Genomic DNA, 17,650 nt, shown 5'->3' with positions numbered 1-17,650 from the left:
ACCGCTCAGAGGTCGTAGGCCGGCTCGTGGTGGGGCTGGTAGAGGCCGAGGTTGCCGCCGCCGGGCAGGCGGATCGTGGTGAGGATGCCCCAGCCCTGCTCTTGCGGTGGGTCGGGGAACTCGACGCCGCGTGACTCCAGGTCGGCGACGGTCTGCGCGAGGTCGTCGCACATCAGGAACAGTTCGTGCTGCGCGCGCTCAGCCGGCGGCTGCGGGTTCGACTCGCGGTCGCCGACCGGCGTTGGGGCCGGGGCCGGGTGGACGGCGACCTCGGCCGGCGGGAGCTTGAAGATCAGCCAGCCGTGCCCGGCGTCGACGTGCGGATAGCCGAGCACGTCGCGCAGGAAAGCGCGGTCGGCCTCGGCGTCCTGGCTGTAGATGATGACGTGCGCTCCGTTGATCATTCGTCGACTGTAACGGTGGAGTGGTTGGTCGGCGATAAAACCGGGTACACTGTACCCAGTTTGATTCTCGAGAGGGGCTGGATGCTAGACAAAAAGTGGTTGGTAGCAGGCGCGACGGCGGCCGGGCTGGTGCTGGGATTGGTGCCCGGGACGGCTGTGGCTTCTGGACCGCGGTGCAAGACGGTCGAGATTCCGGTGGCGATGAGTGCGGGCAAGCCGCGAGACGCGAAGATCGCGGGCACGTTGTGCCGGCCGCTCGGGCGGGATCGCGGCGTGCTGCAGGTGCTGATCCCCGGTGGCGGCTACGACCGGAACTACTGGAGCTGGCGAGGCGACCCGCGCGGTCCGTCATACGTCGAGGCGATGAATCGCGCCGGCTATGCGACCTTCGCGCTCGATCGCATCGGGACCGGGAAGAGTTCGGCGCCGCCGAGCAGCGCCTTCGCGCCCGACAGCCAGACGTACACGATTCACCAGGGCCTGCGGGCGCTGGGTCACCAGCGGATCGTGCTGGTCGGCAACTCGCTCGGCTCGACGATCGCCCGGATGATCGCCGTGCACTACCCGGCCGACGTGGACGGCCTGATCCTCACCGGCGAGTCGAGCACGCCCAACTGGGCGGCTTTCGAGCAGCTCGGCGCCGACTACATCACGGCCGGCCAGCATCCGTTGCTGGCCAGTCGCAACCTCGACGACGGCTACGGCGTACTGCGGCCCGGCGTACGGCGTAGCTGGTTCTACTGGGGGCCGACAGCGGCTAGTCACGTCGTGGCTCGCGATGAGGCGAACCCCGAGCCCGATGTCTTCCCCAGCGATCCCGAGTTCGGCTCGGTGCTCCTCAACCGCAAGATCAAGGTCCCGGTCCTGGTCGTAGTCGGCCAACACGACCGCCTGATCTGCGGCCCAGGCGCCTCCGACTGCTCCAGCTCAACCGCCCTACTAGCCGGCGAACGCCCGTACTACGCCCCGACGGCCGACCTGCAGGCCCTAGCCGTCCCCAACACCGGCCACGTCCTCAACCTCCACCAAACCGCGCCAACCTTCTACCCCCACCTAGCCCACTGGACCAATAGCCACATCCGCCGCTGAGCCCGCCGCCCTCCTGTCGTTCCTAACTGAGCGTATCCGCTGGCGTCCTCGGCAGGCTTCCGTTATCCACAGGGCACCGATCCACGTGGGGACCGTGGGCCGAGTAGTTCTTGTCCGCGGCGACGGCAGGGTGTCCGAGATCGCCGCAGCCGGCGCGGCTCGGCTCGCAGGGGACGCGCGGCGGCGCGGGCTGTGTGGGGTTGCCCGCGTCGCTGAGGGGTTCGCTACTCGGTGAGGGCTTCGCCCACTGGTCTACCAGGGGGCGAAGCCCCGCAGACGGGGCTAAGCCCACCGATTGTTCGCGCAGCAGGTGGCATCGGGTCAGGCTGGGATCGGATGCGGTCAGCTGCCCGATGGCCGGGTCGCGAGGCGCTCTCTTGGGCGGTCCAGGTCGGGCAGGGGTCGCCGGGTCGGTGCGCGGGCCGTACTGGACCTCGACCTGCTCGCCGCCGGGCTCACCTCCGCGCGGAGGCTCGGGGAGCACCGGCTCGGGGAGCACTGGCTCGGCCAGCGGGACCACTTGTAGCTCGCCCTCGAAGGGGAAGAACGGTCCACCCAGCAGGGGATCGGCCGGCATGCGTTCGCCGTACGGGAGTCTGTGGTGGTAGTCGGGCGGTCGGCGTCGGTCATGTCGCGAAGGCTACGGTTCAGGGCATGGCGATCGACGGAGTGCCGGAGCTGGCTGAAGTGTTGGGGTTGGAGCGGCATCCGGAGGGTGGTTGGTACCGGGAGACCTGGCGGTCGGAGGTGTTCTTCCAGCCTGACGGGTACGACGGGGAGCGGGCCAGCGCGACGGCGATCTACTTCCTGCTTGCGCCGGGGGAGGAGTCGCGCTGGCATCGGGTGCGGTCGGCCGAGATCTGGCTGTGGCACTCGGGTGGGCCGTTGACGCTCGACCTCGGCGGCACCGGCGACGACCCGGCCGAGCCCGAACCCATCACGCTCGGGCCGGATGTGAAAGCAGGCCAGCACCCGCAGGCCGTAGTACCGGCGGGTGCTTGGCAGGCTGCGCGTCCAGCGGGAGATCAGCCGGTGCTGGTCTCCTGCATCGTCTCGCCCGGTTTCGACTTCGCGGACTTCACCCTGCGCTAGATCGACCGCGCTAGATCAACACCGTGGCAAGCGCCTCGTAGCCGGGCAGGAGGTCAGGTCCCTCCTTGCCGAGCTGCTGTACGACGACCTGGTCGGCGCCGGCTTCCAGGTGGGCATTCAACCCCTCGGCGATCTCGACCGCCGACCCGTGCAGCACCAGCGCGTCGACCAGCTCGTCACTGCCACCGTTCGCCAGGTCCTCGTCGCTGAACCCGATGCGCTTCAGGTTGCTCGTGTAGTTGCTGAGCCCCAGGTATACCGCGATGTAGTCGCGCCCGACCGCCCGTGCGATCTCGGGATCGGTCTCGAGCACCACCTTCTGCTCCGGCACGAGCAGTACGCCGGCGCCGAGCGTCTCGCGCGCCTGCCGGGTGTGCTCGGGAGTGGTCAGGTACGGCAACGCGCCCGCCGTCCGCTTCGCCGACAGCTTCAGTACTCGCGGGCCGAGCGCCGCCAGCATCCGGCGATCCGCTGGGACCTTGCCGTCGTCCAGGGCGTCCAGATACTCGACGATTGTCTCGTACGGCGTCTTGTAGTCGCCTGACTGCTCCCGGTGGCCGACTCCGACGCCGAGCATGAACCGCCCCGAATGCTCGAACTCGAGCCGGTGGTAGGACTCCGCGACCACCTGCGCGTCGGCCTTCCACATGTTGACGATGCTGGTGCCGACCACCGCGGTACTGGTCGAGGCGAGCAGCACCTCGACGTCGCGCAGTTCTTCGCCGGGGGAGCTGCCCAGCCAGAGCGTGCCGTAGCCCGCCTGCTCGACCCCCGCGGCCAGCTCGGGTCCCCATTTGTCGGCCTGATGCCAGACCCCGAACCGTCCCAGTTCGACCGCCACGTCGTGCTCCTCTCGTCGAATACTCCAACTACGGCAACAGCGGGCGGAGTCACCATCATTCCAGCCTGAACCGCCGCACCTGGCAACGATGACAGGTGCAAGCATCCCCGACGCCGGGCCAGCACTCAATGTTCTCTGCGCGGGCAAGCAGTCGATCGGCGGCTGGAGTGCGCAAATTCACGCGGCCTGGTACGACAGCCGGCGTCCGTGATGTTCAGCGTGCGGTCATCGCGTTGGGCGGACCGCCGCCACTCACAAACCTCACCTGATCGCACCCGGCCAGGCGTGCACAGGCGTGCGCCCCGGTGAAAGAGGGAGGTTTGTGAGTGGCGGAGGTCCGGGCCTGCCGCCCAACATCATGAACTCCGGCGGTAGCACTAGAAATGGATCGCGATCTCCGGGATGCGGCGTCGCAGATCGGCGGAGCGGGTCAGGCTGTTCTGCGGTTCGCCGACCTTGAGGAGGTTGAGCATGCCGGGATCGCCCGCGTCCTGACCGGCCTTGATCACACGGGCCGACCGGAGTGCCAGCAGCGGAGCGCCTTCGAGGATCTGCAGTGGCGTCACCCCGCCGCCGTACGCGTCGGCCATCAACCTCACCCGCCGGGCCTGGTACTGCGGGTCGCCGGGCAGCGCGAGTGGCGCGGTGTTCCAAGCGGCGAACGCGATGTCGTCCAGGGGCGTCCCCGGGCCGGCCATGTCCCAGTCGATCACGCCGCTGAAGCCGTCGTCGGTGCCGATCCAGTTGTAGTAGCCGAAGTCGTGCATGCAGATGATCTCGTCCGGTGCGAGCACCCCCTGGCTGGCCCGCCAGACCAGGTGACCGGCGGGACGGTACTCGGCGACGACCTGGTGAAAACTGCGCAACCAGCGCATCGCGTCAATGAGCACCTCATCGGGTACCTGAGGGCCGTACGCAGCACCGGAAAGGTAGTCGAGAACCTCACGACCCTGCTCGTCGAAACCGTGCACTCGCGGTACGCCGGGCAGGCCCGCGTCGGCGAGGTGGGCTAGGACTGCGTGCACCGCCGGCGTCCAGGGCCCGGTCGCCCGCCGGACGGTGTCGCCGACCCGGACCGCACCACCGACATTGCCACCCGGCAAAGCAATCTCGTTCATCGGTCAACCTTTCTACGACGAAAAGTTCCACGGGTTTGTGAGGACCTGCAGGTGGGCGGGATTCGGTGCCCGAACGGGCGAAAGAAAAGATTGCGTGAAGAGTGGTGAAAAGATTGCGTCAAGAATGCGCCGAGCGCGCCGGGCCTGCCTGCGCGGAGCCAACCTCACGGGGCGCCACGGCGTCTGACAGACAGTGTAACCGGACCGCAGGGCAGCCGCCCCGCGCGTCGGGGGAGGACAAGACCAACCCGTCGGCTGGTATGAACCCGGCGGGCTTACACTCGGCAGCGACCTGGCGTTCCCAACCCCTCGAAACGCCCGGGCCGCGGACCACAACGACGTGAGCCGCCGGCGACCCGGAAAGCGATACCCCGAGTCGTCACCTGGATACGGAAGAAGGGCAAGTTGTGAAGGTCGGAGTTCCGAAGGAAGTCAAGAACCACGAGTACCGGGTAGCGATCACCCCGGCCGGTGTGCACGAATTGGTGCGTAATGGTCACGAGGTTCTGATCGAGCAAGGGGCCGGTGCCGGTTCGCTGCTCCCCGATGAAGAGTTCGTCGCGGCGGGCGCCCGCATTCTCCCCACCGCCGACGAGGTTTGGGCCGAGGCCGAGCTGGTGCTGAAGGTCAAGGAGCCGGTGGAGGAGGAGTACCACCGGATGCGCAGAGACCAGGTGCTGTTCACCTACCTGCACCTGGCCGCGAGCCGCGACTGTACGGCGGCGCTGCTCGACTCCGGTATCACCGCCATCGCCTACGAGACGGTTCAGCTGCCGGACGGTTCGCTGCCGCTGCTGGCCCCGATGAGTGAGGTCGCGGGCCGGCTGGCGCCGCAGGCCGGCTCCTACCACCTGATGGCCAACGGCGGCGGCCGCGGCGTGCTGATGGGCGGCGTCTCCGGTGTGCACTCGGCCCGGGTGGTCGTGATCGGCGCCGGCGTCGCCGGGATGAACGCGGCGGCGATCGCGCTCGGCATGCAGGCCGAGGTGCAGTTGTTCGACAGCAACATCGCCCGGCTGCGGGATGCCGACCGGACCTACCAGGGACACCTGCGTACGGTCGCGTCGAACGCCTTCGAGATCGAGCGTGCGGTGCTCGAGGCCGATCTGGTGATCGGCGCGGTGCTGGTCACCGGGGCGAAGGCGCCGAAGCTGATCAGCAACGAACTGGTGTCGCGGATGAGGCCGGGCAGCGTGCTCGTCGACATCGCGATCGACCAGGGCGGCTGCTTCGAGGACTCGCGGCCGACCACCCACGCCGACCCGGTCTACCGGGTGCACAACTCACTGTTCTACTGCGTCGCGAACATGCCGGGCGCCGTACCGAACACCTCGACGTACGCGCTCACCAACGTGACCCTGCCGTACGCCGTCGAGCTGGCGAACCTGGGCTGGCGGGAGGCGATGAAGCAGGACCACCCTCTCGCGCTCGGCCTCAACACCCACGACGGGCACGTCACCTACGGGCCGGTTGCGGACGCGCACGACCTGGCCCAGCTGAAGCTCGACGAGGTGCTGGTCTGAGCCGCGACATCACGCGGGCGGTCAGCTCCTACCTCGACCACCTGACGGTCGAGCGCGGGCTGGCCGCCAACACCTTGGCGTCGTACCGTCGCGACCTGCGCCGGTACGACGCCTACCTGGCGAGCGCTGGCATCGACAACCTCGCCAGGATCTCGGAGGCGGTTGTCGGCGACTTCCTGATGCGCTTGCGTGAGGGGGACGCCGACCACCAGCCGCTGACCGCCTCTAGTGCTGGGCGGACTGTGGTGGCGGTCCGTGGGTTCCACAAGTTCCTCCTGCGCGAAGGGCTGACCTCTGTCGACCCAGCGGCTGCAGTGAAGCCACCTGCTCCGCCGCAGCGGTTGCCGAAGGCTCTGTCGGTGGATGAGGTGACACGGATCCTCGCTGCCGCAGCAGGGGCGGAGGCGGAGCCCGCAGTACTGGCGACTCGGGATGCTGCGCTGCTGGAGTTCCTCTACGGGACGGGTGCGCGCATCTCGGAGGCTGTCGGGCTGGACGTGGATGAGGTCGACTTGGAGACCGGCACGGTTCTCCTACGCGGCAAGGGCAGCAAGGAACGCGTTGTACCGGTCGGCTCCTACGCCCGCGACGCGCTGTCGGCGTACCAGGTCCGTGGCCGGCCGGACCTCGTACAGCGCGGCCGAGGGACTCCTGCACTGTTCCTCAACGCCCGCGGCGGCCGCCTCTCCCGACAGAGCGCCTGGACCGTACTACGTCGCGCAGCGGAGCGGGCGGGTATCGCCAAGGACATCTCGCCACACACCTTGCGCCACTCGTTCGCCACGCACCTACTGGACGGTGGCGCCGACGTCCGCGTAGTGCAGGAGCTCCTCGGCCACGCCTCAGTCACCACCACCCAGGTCTACACACTGGTGACAGTCGACAAGCTCCGCGAGGTCTACGCGACCTCCCACCCCCGAGCGCTGTCTTCCTCCTGACTGAACGGAACTGGATGTACTTCGAGGATCGCGGGCAAGGTGAGGCCGTTCTGCTGCTGCACGGGTGGGGTGGCAGCATCACGGACCTCGACCGTCTTCGTCAGGCGCTGGGCGAGGGGTTTCGGGTTGTGGCTGCCGACTTGCCTGGCTGTGGGCGGTCGGAGCCGCGGACGTACACGGCCGACTTCTACAACGAGGACGCCGCTGCGTTCCTCGGACTGCTTGATCGGCTTGGGATCGGCGCTGCTCATCTGGTCGGCTTCAGCGACGGCGGCGAGGTCGCGCTGCTGATGGCTGCTCTCGCCCCTGGCCGTGCGCTGTCGGTAGTGGCGTGGGGAGCCGCCGGGCAGATTGTGGAGCCGGCAGAGGGGTTCGGACCGCTGGAGCGTTTGCTGGACGAGCCAAGTGAGCAGCTCTTGCCATTGGCGGCGTATTTGGCCGAGGCGTACGGCCCGGAGCGGGCGCGAGCGATGGCGGCTGGCTGGGGTGGTGCTCTGCGAGACCTAGTCGCCGCTGGTGGCGACATCAGCTTGTCGCGGGCCGCTGCGATCACTTGTCCCGTACTGCTGGTTGTCGGCTCGGATGATCCGTACTGCCCGGCCGCTGCGGTTCAGGAGCTGGCCGAGGCGATCCCGCGGAGCCGGTTCCTGGAACTGGAGAACGTCGGGCATGACGTTCACCTGGCCGCGCCCTCGGTGCTTACCGGCGTTGTGCTCGACTGGCTCGACGGGCACTGACCGCGAGGAGGACCCGGCGGACGCAGTACGGGAGCAGTGTGCGATCATTTCGTCACGGTCGGTCACTCTGGCGAGGTGATCGGGCGTGTCCGGAAGGCCGAGCGACCCCTGTGCGGAGTGGCTGGTTGAGAGTGCTTGAATGCACGCTTACAGTCGCTGGGATCGCCCGTATCGGTTGAAAGGTTTGACGAGTCATGAACGAGTCGACATTCCCGGGCACCCAGCACCTGTCGTCGTCGACGGAACCGATGTCGCCGACTCCTGACCCGGCGCCCGCCACGCCCTCCGTGACACCAGCACAGCCGCCGGCCGTCACACCTGAACCGACAGCAGCACCAGCACCTACTCAAGCCGTGACACCAGCGGCGACCCCGGTTCCGCCCCGGACCGTCACCCCACCCAGTAACTATGCGGAGATGCCCCGGCCGACGGCCAAGCTCACCGCGGAGGACATGCACCCTGTGAATGAGCCGAACGGGGCGAAGGGCAAGATCGGGCCGACCGGACGGCCACTGCCTGACCTGCCGGACGTACTGCCGCCGACCAGGCGCGGTCCCGCGCAGGTGATCGCGATGTGCAACCAGAAGGGTGGCGTCGGCAAGACCACGACGACCATCAACCTGGGCGCCGCGATCGCCGAGACCGGGCGCAAGGTGCTACTGATCGACTTCGACCCGCAGGGTTCGGCCTCGATCGGTCTCGGCGTGCAGCCGCACGACCTGGAGATCTCCGTCTACAACCTGCTGATGCAGCGCGACATCACCCCGGACGAGGTGATCAGGCCGACCAGGGTGGAGAACCTCGACCTGCTGCCGGCCAACATCGACCTGTCCGCGGCCGAGGTGCAGCTGGTCCAGGAGGTCGCCCGCGAGTACACGCTGTCTCGCGTACTGGAACCGATCATCCCGCTGTACGACGTGATCCTGATCGACTGCGCGCCGTCGCTGGGCCTGCTCACCGTGAACGCGCTGACCGCGTCGAACGGCATCGTCGTACCGCTGGAGTGCGAGTTCTTCGCGCTCCGCGGGCTGGCCATGCTGACCGACACGATCGGCAAGGTGCAGGACCGGCTGAACCCGAAGCTGGAGATCGTCGGCATCCTCGGCACCATGTTCGACGGGCGCACCACGCACGCCCGGGAGGTACTCGACCGGGTCGTCCAGGCCTTCGACGAGCGGGTCTTCCACACCGTCATCCGGCGTACCGTCAAGTTCCCCGAGACCACGGTCGTCGGCGAACCGATCACGACGTACGCGCCGTCCTCATCTGCGGCTACCCAGTACCGCGACCTTGCCAAGGAGGTGCTCGCGCGTTGTCCCGCCGGGTGAGCCTGCCAGGTGCCAGCGAGCTGTTCGGGGGTGCGGCACCGAAGCAGACCAGACCCGAGAAGCGCACCACCACTGACGGATCGTCGATCGACGACCGCCCCGGTTCGGCCGCACGGGCCCGTACGGCCGTGGTCGAGGACCGCAAGTCCAGTGGACGGATCCGGCACGACACGAAGATCACCGTGTACGTGACGGAGGAAGAGCTGCTCGGACTCGAACAGACTCGGCTCGCTCTGCGCGCCGAGCACGGCCTGATGGCCGATCGCGGCCGGATCGTCCGGGAGGCGATCGACGTCCTGCTGGCCGACTTCGTCGACCACGGACCGGACTCCGTACTGGTGCAGCGCCTCCGGGCCTCGGAGTGAGCCGGCGATGAGTGACGCCCTGGCTCCCGAGGCCTCCTCCGCGAATCCCGCGGCGGAGACCTCGGAGCCACCGATCGACCTGCCGGGGGTGCCTGACCCGGAGTCGCCGGTGGTGGCCGAGAGCAAGGGCTTCAACGTTCACCTGGTCAACTTCGAGGGTCCGTTCGACCTGCTGCTGCAGCTGATCAGCAAGCACAAGCTGGACATCACCGAGATCGCGTTGTCGCAGGTCACCGACGAGTTCATCGCGCACATCAAGGCGCTGGGTTCGGACTGGGACCTGGACCAGACGTCGGAGTTCCTGCTGATCGCGGCGACGCTGCTGGACCTCAAGGCGGCCCGGTTGCTGCCGCAGGGTGACGTCGAGGACACCGAGGATCTGGCGCTGCTGGAGGCGCGGGATCTGCTGTTCGCGCGGTTGCTGCAGTACCGCGCGTTCAAGCAGATCGCGGCGTTGATGCAGTTGCGGATGGCCGAGGAGGCCAAACGCTTCCCGCGGGCGGTGGGGATGGAGTCGCGGTTCGCGGATCTGCTGCCCGAGGTGTTGCTCGGGGTTGATCCGGCGGGGTTGGCGGCCTTGGCTGCCCGGGCGCTGGCGCCGAAGGCGATCGTCATACCGGAGGGTGTTTCGCTGGCGCATCTGCATGCGCCGGCTGTGACGGTGCGCGAGCAGGCCGCGGTGATCATCGATCGGTTGCGGCGGCAGCGGAGTACGACTTTCCGTGCGTTGGTGGCGGACTCGCCGGACACGGTGACGACGGTGTGCCGGTTCCTGGCGTTGCTGGAGTTGTTCCGGGAGGCGGCGGTCACGTTCGACCAGGTGACGCCGCTGGGGGAGCTGACCATCCGGTGGACCGGCACCGACGAGGGTGAGATCGCGGTAGGCGACGAGTTCGACGAAGTACCGACGCCAGCGGCCGAGGACGGGGAGGCACCAGTCGTCCCCGACGAAGCCGACTTCCTAGAACCCGGCGAAGAACTAACCGCCCCCAACGACACCCCCGACCCCGACGCCCCGGCCTCCGAGCCCGACACGGAACTGACCGAGCCCGACGCGGAACTGACCGAGCCCGACGCATCGGCCTCAGAGCCTGCCGCCTCCACCTCGGAGCCCGAAGCCTCCGCACCCGAGGCCCACGCCTCCGAGCCGCACGCCTCCGAGCCCGAAGCCTCGGCCTCCGCTCCCGGGTCCGGTGCCTCCGCCTCCGAGCCCGGCGCGCCCGAGCCCGACGCCCCCGAGCCCGATGAGCCCGAACCCGGGCCGGACCAGCACGAGACGGTGGACCAGTGACCGACAACCAACCCCCAACCGACCCCACCACCGACGGGCCCACCCCCTCCACCGAGAGTCCCCCCACTGCCCCACCAGAGGGCGAACCCCACAACGAGGGGTCAACCCCACACCCAACCGGCACCGACGTCGACATCCCAGCCGAACCCACACCCACGGCGGACGCCGCGCCCGCTACAGACGCCGGGCCCGCCGCAGAGGACGTACCCGGCGAGGACGCGGCCGGCGAGGCAGCTCCGACCGCGGATGCGCCGGCTGAGGCGGCTGGACCCGCTGTTGATGGGGTTAGCCCCTTGGATGAGGGTTCGCCTGCTGTTCTGCCAGGGGGCGAACCCCGCGATGAGGGGTCAACCCCGCAGTCGGCGACCGCCGCTGACGACGTACCGGCTGACTTGCCCGCGGAGGACTTGCCCGCGGAGGACGCGCCCGGCGAGGACGCGGTGGCCGCGGATGCTCCGGTTGAGGCGGCTGGACCCGGTGTTGATGGGGTTAGCCCCTTGGACGAGGGTTCACCTGCTGTTCTGCCAGGGGGCGAACCCCGCGAAGAGGGGTCAACCCCGCAGTCGGCGACCGCCGCTGACGACGTACCGGCTGAGGACTTGCCCGCGGAGGACGCGCCCGGCGAGGACGCGGTGGCCGCGGATGCTCCGGTTGAGGCGGCTGGACCCGCTGTTGACGGGGTTAGCCCCTTGGATGAGGGTTCACCTGCTGTTCTGCCAGGGGGCGAACCCCGCCAAGAGGGGTCAACCCCGCAGTCGGCAAGGGGTGCTGACGACGTACCGGGTGAGGGTGCGGCCGCCGTCGAGGTACCGGGTGAGGGTGCGCCCGCCGTCGAGGTACCGGGTGAGGGTGCGGCGTCCGGTGATGAGGCATCCGGTGACGTGGCTGTGGGGGAGGTGGAGGAGCAGGAGGAGTTGCCTGAGGTTCTTATTGATGACGTCACTATGCGGCGGGCGCTTGAGGCGATTCTGATGGTTTCTGATGAGCCGTTGCCTGCGCTGGCGTTGGCGCGGACGGTTGGGCGGGCGATCGCGGATGTGACGGCGGCGCTGAACGGGCTGGCGGGGGAGTACACCGAGCAGGGGCGTGGGTTTGATCTGCGTGAGGTCGGCGGTGGTTGGCGTTACTACACGCGGGAGGACGCGGCGCAGTACGTCGAACGCTTCGTTCTCGACGGTCAGCAGTCGCGTCTGACTCAGGCGGCGCTGGAGACGCTCGCGGTGGTCGCCTACAAGCAGCCGGTCAGCCGCGCTCGCGTCTCCGCCATCCGTGGTGTGAACGTCGACGGCGTCATGCGGACACTGATCAGCCGAGGTCTGGTAGAGGAAGCTGGCGCCGACACTGAGTCGCAGTCAACCCTGTACCGCACCACGTCGTTCTTCCTCGAGCGCATGGGCATGCAGTCCCTCGACGACCTCCCCGAGCTGGCCCCTTACCTCCCCGAAATGGACGACATGGAGGAAGAACTGGCCGCCCAGGCAGCAGCCGCCGAGCCCACCCCCTCCACCGAAGACACCGAACCCCAGGTAAACGACCTAGCCCCACCCACACCCCCCACCGAGGCCGACACAGACCCTGAAGACACCGAAGGCGACACCGCAGACGTGGCAGCCGCAGCGGATGCGGGTGGCGACGCTGACCTGCTGGGCGCTGACGACGCAGCTGGTGAGGGTGACGCAGAGGCCGCGGACGAGGTCGGGGCGACTGACACCGCGGAAGCCGAGGGCGGCGAGAGCGATGCCGTCGATGGCGACGACGGCGAAGGTGACAGTGTGGGGCACTTCGGCGAGTACGGCGTACCGGTCGTGGATGCTGGCTTGGACGAATCCGCAGAAGCGGACGGCGGGGATCGGGATGTGCGGGTTGAAGGTGGATCTGGTGGTTGAGGACGAGAGCGGGATCCGGCTGCAGAAGGCGTTGGCTCAGGCCGGCGTGGCCAGTCGGCGGGCGGCTGAGGAGTTGATTGGGCAGGGGCGGGTCGAGGTCGACGGGCAGGTGGTGACCGAGTTCGGTACCCGGGTCGATCCGGCTGTCTCGGTGATCCGGGTCGATGGCGAGCGGATTCCGCCGGTGACCGCGCACGTCTACATCGTGCTCAACAAGCCTCGTGGCGTAGTGACGACGATGGCCGACCCACAAGGCCGGCCCTGTATCGCCGACTACGTGCACGATCGTCCCGAGCGGTTGTTCCACATCGGGCGGCTCGACACCGACACCGAAGGGCTGTTGCTACTCACCAACCACGGTGAGTTCGCGCACCGCCTCGCGCACCCCTCGTACGAGGTTTCCAAGACCTACGTCGCCGAGGTCGACGGCAACGTGAAGCCAGCGGTACTGCGCCGCCTGCTCGACGGCGTCAACCTCGAGGACGGCCAGGCGCAAGCCGACACGGTCCGCGAGATCTCCAGCATCAAGGGCCGCACCCTCGTCCAGATCACCCTGCACGAGGGCCGCAACCGGATCGTCCGCCGCATGTTCGACGCCATCGGCCACCCGGTCAAACGCCTCACCCGTACTGCGATCGGCCCGGTCCGCCGCGGCAACCTGCACACCGGTGAACTCCGCGAGCTCGACAGCAAGGAACTAGGCCAACTCCTCGACCTCGTCGACCTCTGATTTCACGGGACTTGCCGGACCGCCATCACACACCAACATCCCCCACAGCTCGACAGCTGAGCGTGCGGCCGCCCCGAACCGGCCGCTGACGGGGACTTGGCATGTGATGGCGGTCCGGGTTCACTCGCCGAACAGATGGCCGGCCTCCGGGGTGTCGAGGAAGACGCGAAAGTAGGAGGACTCGGCGAGGCTGGCTGGGACCTTGCCGAGGCCCTTGATGACCGTGGTTGCGCCGGTGGCGTGGCTGACGGCGTACAGGTAGCCGGTCTTGGTGTCCTTGTCGATGCCGAGCAGCAGCGTGCTCTGCGAGCCGCACTTCTCCGCGATGAGCGTCTCGAAGCCCTGCCAGGTGGAGGTGCGCACCTTCTTCACTACCGGTGCCCCGGACCCAGTGGGGATCCGGACTGTGTACAGCGCACCGCCGTAGGTGTTGGCCAGGAAGGTGTCGTAGCTGCGGGTCTGGCTGATCAGTGCCATGGTCTTGACGGCGGCGAAGCCCTGGTAGGTCGTGTAGTAGCGCCAGCCGCCCTTGGTGACCGTCCAGCGAGCGATCACCTCGCTGGCCACCGTATAGGTGTTCGTCCGGCTGAAGCCCGAGAGCGAGTACGTACTGCGCTCGAAGAACCGGTGGTACTGGCTCCAGCCGCCACCGACCAGGGTCTGCGTCACCGTACCGGGCACGGGCTCGGTGCCGCTGCCGTCAGTCGTGTACCCCGAGTAGTACATCCGCGGCCCGATGGCGACCAGGCCCTGTCGCTGCTCACCTGCCGGTACGACGGCCTCGTAGCCGACCGAGCTGGGCAGGCGGGCGGTGCCGTCGGGGTAGAGGTCCTTCGGGCCGACCACGGCGCTGTCGACCGTGGGAGGCGTGGTGGCGGTGATCCGCTGGATGCTGTGGTCGCCGCCGGCCGTCACAGCGCCGAGGCGCAGGCTGCAGACAGCCGCCGGTGTCGCGGTGCCGGTGGCATGGGCCGGTGCCGCGACCAGTGAGGCCGCCAGCAACGCGCCAGACAGCAGTCCGGTCGTGGACCGGACCGCATTCCGCTTTCCCGTCATCTCATCCCTCTCGTCGTTCGCTCAGGACTAACACCTTGCTCGATGCACCGCGGTCGCTGATTGTTGCCACGCAACGAAGCGATGACGGCGCGCCTGAGACTCGGCCCGATTGTCGGAGCGGGGTCGTAGGGTGGGGTCTGTGAACCGGCGAATCTTCGGTCTGGAGAACGAGTACGGAGTCACCTGCACTTTTCGCGGTCAGCGCCGACTGACCCCCGATGAGGTGGCCCGGTACTTGTTTCGGCGCGTCGTGTCCTGGGGGCGGAGCAGCAACGTCTTCCTCCGCAACGGGGCGCGGCTCTACCTCGACGTGGGCTCCCACCCGGAGTACGCGACCGGTGAGTGCGATTCGGTCACCGACCTGATCGCACACGACAAAGCGGGCGAGCGGATCCTCGAAGGGCTGCTCGTCGACGCGCAGAAGCGGCTGCACGACGAGGGCATCTTCGGCGACGTCTACCTGTTCAAGAACAACACCGACTCGGCCGGCAACAGCTACGGCTGCCACGAGAACTACCTGGTCAGCCGGCACGGCGACTTCGCCAAGCTGGCCGACGTACTGATCCCGTTCCTGGTCACCCGGCAGCTGATCTGCGGCGCCGGCAAGGTGCTGCAGACGCCCCGCGGCGCTGTGTACTCCGTGTCGCAGCGCGCCGAGCACATCTGGGAAGGCGTCTCCAGCGCGACCACCCGGTCCCGGCCGATCATCAACACCCGCGACGAGCCGCACGCGGACGCCGAGCGGTTCCGCCGGCTGCACGTGATCGTCGGCGACTCGAACATGTCCGAGACCACGATGCTGCTGAAGGTCGCCAGCACCGACCTGGTACTGCGGATGATCGAGGCCGGCATCGTGATGCGCGACCTCACCCTGGACAACCCGATCCGGGCGATCCGCGAGATCAGCCACGACATGACCGGGCGCCGCGAGGTCCGGCTGGCCAACGGCCGCGAAGCGAGCGCCCTGGACATTCAGGGTGAGTACCTGACCAAGGCTCGCGACTTCGTCGACCGCCGCGAGCTCGGTACTCCGGCCGTGGAGCGCGCGCTCAACCTGTGGGAGCGGTGCCTGAAGGCGATCGAGTCCGGCGACCTGTCCGGGATCGAGCGCGAGATCGACTGGGTGATCAAGTACCGGCTGATCGAGCGCTACCGCCAGCAGAACAACCTCGGCCTGGCCAGCCCGCGGGTCGCTCAGCTCGACCTGGCCTACCACGACATCCACCGCCCGCGCGGGCTGTACTACCTGCTCGAGCGCAAGGGCGCCGTCACTCGGGTGGTCGACGACCTACGGGTGTTCGAGGCAAAGTCGGTGCCGCCGCAGACGACGCGGGCGCGGCTGCGGGGCGAGTTCATCAAGCGGGCGCAGGAGCGGCGGCGCGACTTCACCGTCGACTGGGTGCACCTGAAGCTGAACGACCAGGCCCAGCGCACCGTGCTGTGCAAGGACCCGTTCAAGTCCCACGACGAGCGAGTGGAAAAGCTGATCGCGAGTATGTGAGCCGGCCACGCGTTCGCCGTACTGCGAACGCGTGGTTTGCCGCGAGCCCACTGGGCGGGCGGCTGCGACGCTGCGTGACGTGACCGAACGGTGACTGAGGTGGACCGCGTCGCCTTTGGCCGCGCAGGCTAGGGTGGGCGCGTTCATCTGGCCGTATATCCAGGCGGGCCCGCCGAAGGCAGGGCCGAGCCGTGAGATTTCGAGGTGCTCGTTCGTGCGCAAGCTGTTGAGTCTGGTCGCGGTGCTGGCGCTGGGGTCGTCCCTGGCCGCCTGCGGCTCCGATGATTCCAAAGCCGGGGGCGACTTCGGCAAGACCGGGATCAAGGTGACCGAGGAGTTCGGCAAGAAGCCGACCGTCACCCACCGCGAAGGCGAGCCGGACAAGGCTCTGGTGACCGAGGTCCTGAAGGAGGGCGACGGTCCCGAGGTGAAGAAGGGCGACTATCTCACCGCCAACTACCTCGGCCAGATCTGGCGCGACGGCAAGGTGTTCGACAACTCCTACGACCGCGGCGCGCCGTCCTCGTTCCCGATCGGCATCGGCGGCGTCATCGCCGGCTGGGACGAGGCGCTGGTCGGCAAGAAGGTCGGCAGCCGCGTCGTCATGTCGATCCCGGCGGACAAGGGCTACGGACCGGCCGGCGGGAACCAGCAGGCGGGCATCACCAAGGAAGACACGCTGATCTTCGTCGTCGACCTGTTCGGCGCCGGCTCCAACACCACCAAGCTGGAGGCCGACCCGGTCGCGGCACCCGCGACCAAGTTCAAGGTGACCGGGGAGCTGAGCGCCGAGCCGAAGGTGACCGTGCCGGCCGGCACGAAGCCGCCGGCCAAGCCGGGCAAGCCCGTCGTCATCGCTACCGGCAAGGGTAAGCCGATCGAGAAGGGCAGCCAGCTGGTCGGCCGCTACGTCGTCTATGACTACGCCGGCAAGAAGCAGGCCAGCACCTGGGACCCGCAGCCGGCCTCGCAGCAGGCTCCGGCCCAGCCCGGCTCCCCGACCGACAAGCTTCAGGTCGGCCCGGGCCCGACCGGCCAGGCCGGCGCGCTGGACGGCTTCGCCGGAATCCCGGTCGGTAGCCGTGTCCTGGTCGAGCTGCCGCCGGCCAAGGACGAGAAGGGCAAGGTGACCAACGCGTTCGCGGTCATCGACGTCCTCAACGCCTTCCCGGCCGGAAAGCCGCAGGGCCAGTAAGCTCAGCACCGAAAGCAAGGCCGTTGCCCAGGGCAACGGCCTTGCTTTTTGTCCGGCCGGTCAGTGCGACCGCCGGGCGCGGAACCAGCGGTTGGCGTCCGGCTGGTACATCAGCACCACACCGGTGACGACCGCCATCACGTGCACACTGCGGATCACCGCGAAGGCGAAGAAGCCCGGGCTCAGCTCGATCGCGCCGAAGTCCGCGCCGTCGAGCAGCCACTGGATCGGCCCGATCACGAGCGTCGCCATCCCGACGACGCCGAGCAGCCCGGCGAGCAGGTGCCGCGACCAGTTGCGGCCGAGCCGGAAGTACTTGTCGATCACGACGAACAGCCCGCCGTACACGATGGCGCGGAAGCCGACCTGCGCGACGATCGCCGCCGGCGGCATCGACCCGTCGCTGATCGCGTCGATCACGCCGAGGACCGACTCGGCCACTCCGGCGCCGACCGCGAGCAACCACGCGGCGATCGCTGCCCGGATCGCCACCGGCGGCTCGCTGCCGACGACATCGTGGATGGTGAGGGTGCGCTCCGTGGTTGCCATGCTTCCA

General features: G+C 68.4%; 17 protein-coding genes. 12 read left to right on the top strand and 5 right to left on the bottom strand.

Annotation, left to right across the window (positions count from 1 at the left end; all coding sequences use genetic code 11):
- Positions 1–5: 5 nt before the first annotated feature.
- Positions 6–404, bottom strand: a complete 399-nt coding sequence (locus A3ES_RS0109380) for a VOC family protein (protein ID WP_020386543.1) — start codon at positions 402–404, stop codon at positions 6–8.
- Positions 405–485: 81 nt separating this feature from the next.
- On the opposite strand from A3ES_RS0109380, the gene A3ES_RS46720 reads away from it, so the two are divergent.
- Both A3ES_RS46720 and A3ES_RS0109365 read left to right on the top strand, forming a co-directional pair.
- Positions 486–1,493, top strand: coding sequence for an alpha/beta hydrolase (locus A3ES_RS46720; RefSeq protein WP_020386542.1), 1,008 nt, complete (start codon positions 486–488; stop codon positions 1,491–1,493).
- Between the two features lie 654 nt (positions 1,494–2,147).
- The gene (locus A3ES_RS0109365) at positions 2,148–2,585 is read left to right on the top strand and encodes a cupin domain-containing protein (protein ID WP_020386540.1); all 438 of its coding nucleotides are present in this window, start codon (positions 2,148–2,150) and stop codon (positions 2,583–2,585) included.
- A 10-nt stretch (positions 2,586–2,595) separates the two neighbouring features.
- On the opposite strand, the gene A3ES_RS0109360 is transcribed toward A3ES_RS0109365, so the two are convergent.
- Entirely contained in the window at positions 2,596–3,426 is an 831-nt protein-coding gene (locus A3ES_RS0109360) for an LLM class F420-dependent oxidoreductase (RefSeq protein WP_020386539.1), read from the bottom strand.
- A 377-nt stretch (positions 3,427–3,803) separates the two neighbouring features.
- Complete coding sequence (locus A3ES_RS0109355) at positions 3,804–4,544, bottom strand: phosphotransferase (protein ID WP_020386538.1); 741 nt, start codon at positions 4,542–4,544, stop codon at positions 3,804–3,806.
- Between the two features lie 407 nt (positions 4,545–4,951).
- Here A3ES_RS0109355 and ald point away from each other — a divergent pair, with 407 nt between their 5' ends.
- The 8 genes from ald to A3ES_RS0109315 all read left to right on the top strand — a co-directional run bounded on the left by ald (position 4,952) and on the right by A3ES_RS0109315 (position 13,342).
- Positions 4,952–6,067 carry an alanine dehydrogenase gene (ald, locus tag A3ES_RS0109350; RefSeq protein WP_020386537.1) on the top strand — a complete coding sequence of 372 codons (1,116 nt, stop codon included), beginning with the start codon at positions 4,952–4,954 and terminating at the stop codon, positions 6,065–6,067.
- The gene (gene xerD, locus A3ES_RS0109345; RefSeq protein ID WP_026162709.1) at positions 6,064–7,005 is read left to right on the top strand and encodes a site-specific tyrosine recombinase XerD; all 942 of its coding nucleotides are present in this window, start codon (positions 6,064–6,066) and stop codon (positions 7,003–7,005) included. Before ald ends, xerD begins: the two co-directional genes overlap by 4 nt.
- 14 nt (positions 7,006–7,019) lie before the next feature.
- Positions 7,020–7,742, top strand: coding sequence for an alpha/beta fold hydrolase (locus tag A3ES_RS0109340; protein WP_020386535.1), 723 nt, complete (start codon positions 7,020–7,022; stop codon positions 7,740–7,742).
- 452 nt (positions 7,743–8,194) lie between these two features.
- The gene (locus A3ES_RS0109335; protein ID WP_051084672.1) at positions 8,195–9,070 is read left to right on the top strand and encodes a ParA family protein; all 876 of its coding nucleotides are present in this window, start codon (positions 8,195–8,197) and stop codon (positions 9,068–9,070) included.
- Positions 9,055–9,435 carry a hypothetical protein gene (locus A3ES_RS0109330; RefSeq protein WP_040454274.1) on the top strand — a complete coding sequence of 127 codons (381 nt, stop codon included), beginning with the start codon at positions 9,055–9,057 and terminating at the stop codon, positions 9,433–9,435. Before A3ES_RS0109335 ends, A3ES_RS0109330 begins: the two co-directional genes overlap by 16 nt.
- Positions 9,436–9,442: 7 nt before the next feature.
- Positions 9,443–10,726 (top strand): segregation/condensation protein A, encoded by a 1,284-nt coding sequence (locus A3ES_RS46715; RefSeq protein WP_020386532.1) that lies wholly within the window; start codon positions 9,443–9,445, stop codon positions 10,724–10,726.
- Positions 10,723–12,612: an SMC-Scp complex subunit ScpB gene (gene scpB, locus A3ES_RS55975; RefSeq protein ID WP_237744894.1), complete on the top strand. Its 1,890-nt coding sequence runs from the start codon at positions 10,723–10,725 to the stop codon at positions 12,610–12,612. The genes A3ES_RS46715 and scpB overlap by 4 nt, the downstream gene beginning before the upstream one ends.
- Entirely contained in the window at positions 12,581–13,342 is a 762-nt protein-coding gene (locus A3ES_RS0109315) for a pseudouridine synthase (RefSeq protein ID WP_040454272.1), read from the top strand. Before scpB ends, A3ES_RS0109315 begins: the two co-directional genes overlap by 32 nt.
- 120 nt (positions 13,343–13,462) lie before the next feature.
- Here A3ES_RS0109315 and A3ES_RS0109310 read toward each other — a convergent pair whose 3' ends face one another.
- Entirely contained in the window at positions 13,463–14,398 is a 936-nt protein-coding gene (locus A3ES_RS0109310) for a hypothetical protein (RefSeq protein ID WP_020386529.1), read from the bottom strand.
- 139 nt (positions 14,399–14,537) lie between these two features.
- Between A3ES_RS0109310 and pafA the strand changes: the two genes are divergently transcribed.
- Both pafA and A3ES_RS0109300 read left to right on the top strand, forming a co-directional pair.
- Positions 14,538–15,899, top strand: coding sequence for a Pup--protein ligase (gene pafA, locus A3ES_RS0109305; RefSeq protein WP_020386528.1), 1,362 nt, complete (start codon positions 14,538–14,540; stop codon positions 15,897–15,899).
- A 214-nt stretch (positions 15,900–16,113) separates the two neighbouring features.
- On the top strand, positions 16,114–17,094 hold the full coding sequence (locus tag A3ES_RS0109300; RefSeq protein ID WP_020386527.1) for an FKBP-type peptidyl-prolyl cis-trans isomerase: 981 nt from the start codon (positions 16,114–16,116) through the stop codon (positions 17,092–17,094).
- 60 nt (positions 17,095–17,154) lie between these two features.
- On the opposite strand, the gene A3ES_RS0109295 is transcribed toward A3ES_RS0109300, so the two are convergent.
- Positions 17,155–17,643: a hypothetical protein gene (locus A3ES_RS0109295; protein WP_020386526.1), complete on the bottom strand. Its 489-nt coding sequence runs from the start codon at positions 17,641–17,643 to the stop codon at positions 17,155–17,157.
- Positions 17,644–17,650: the final 7 nt, after the last annotated feature.

The sequence above is a fragment of the Kribbella catacumbae DSM 19601 genome (genome assembly GCF_000372465.1).
Lineage (GTDB): Bacteria > Actinomycetota > Actinomycetes > Propionibacteriales > Kribbellaceae > Kribbella > Kribbella catacumbae.
Note: the sequence above shows the minus strand (reverse complement) of the source record. Positions and strands in the feature narration are given on the sequence as shown.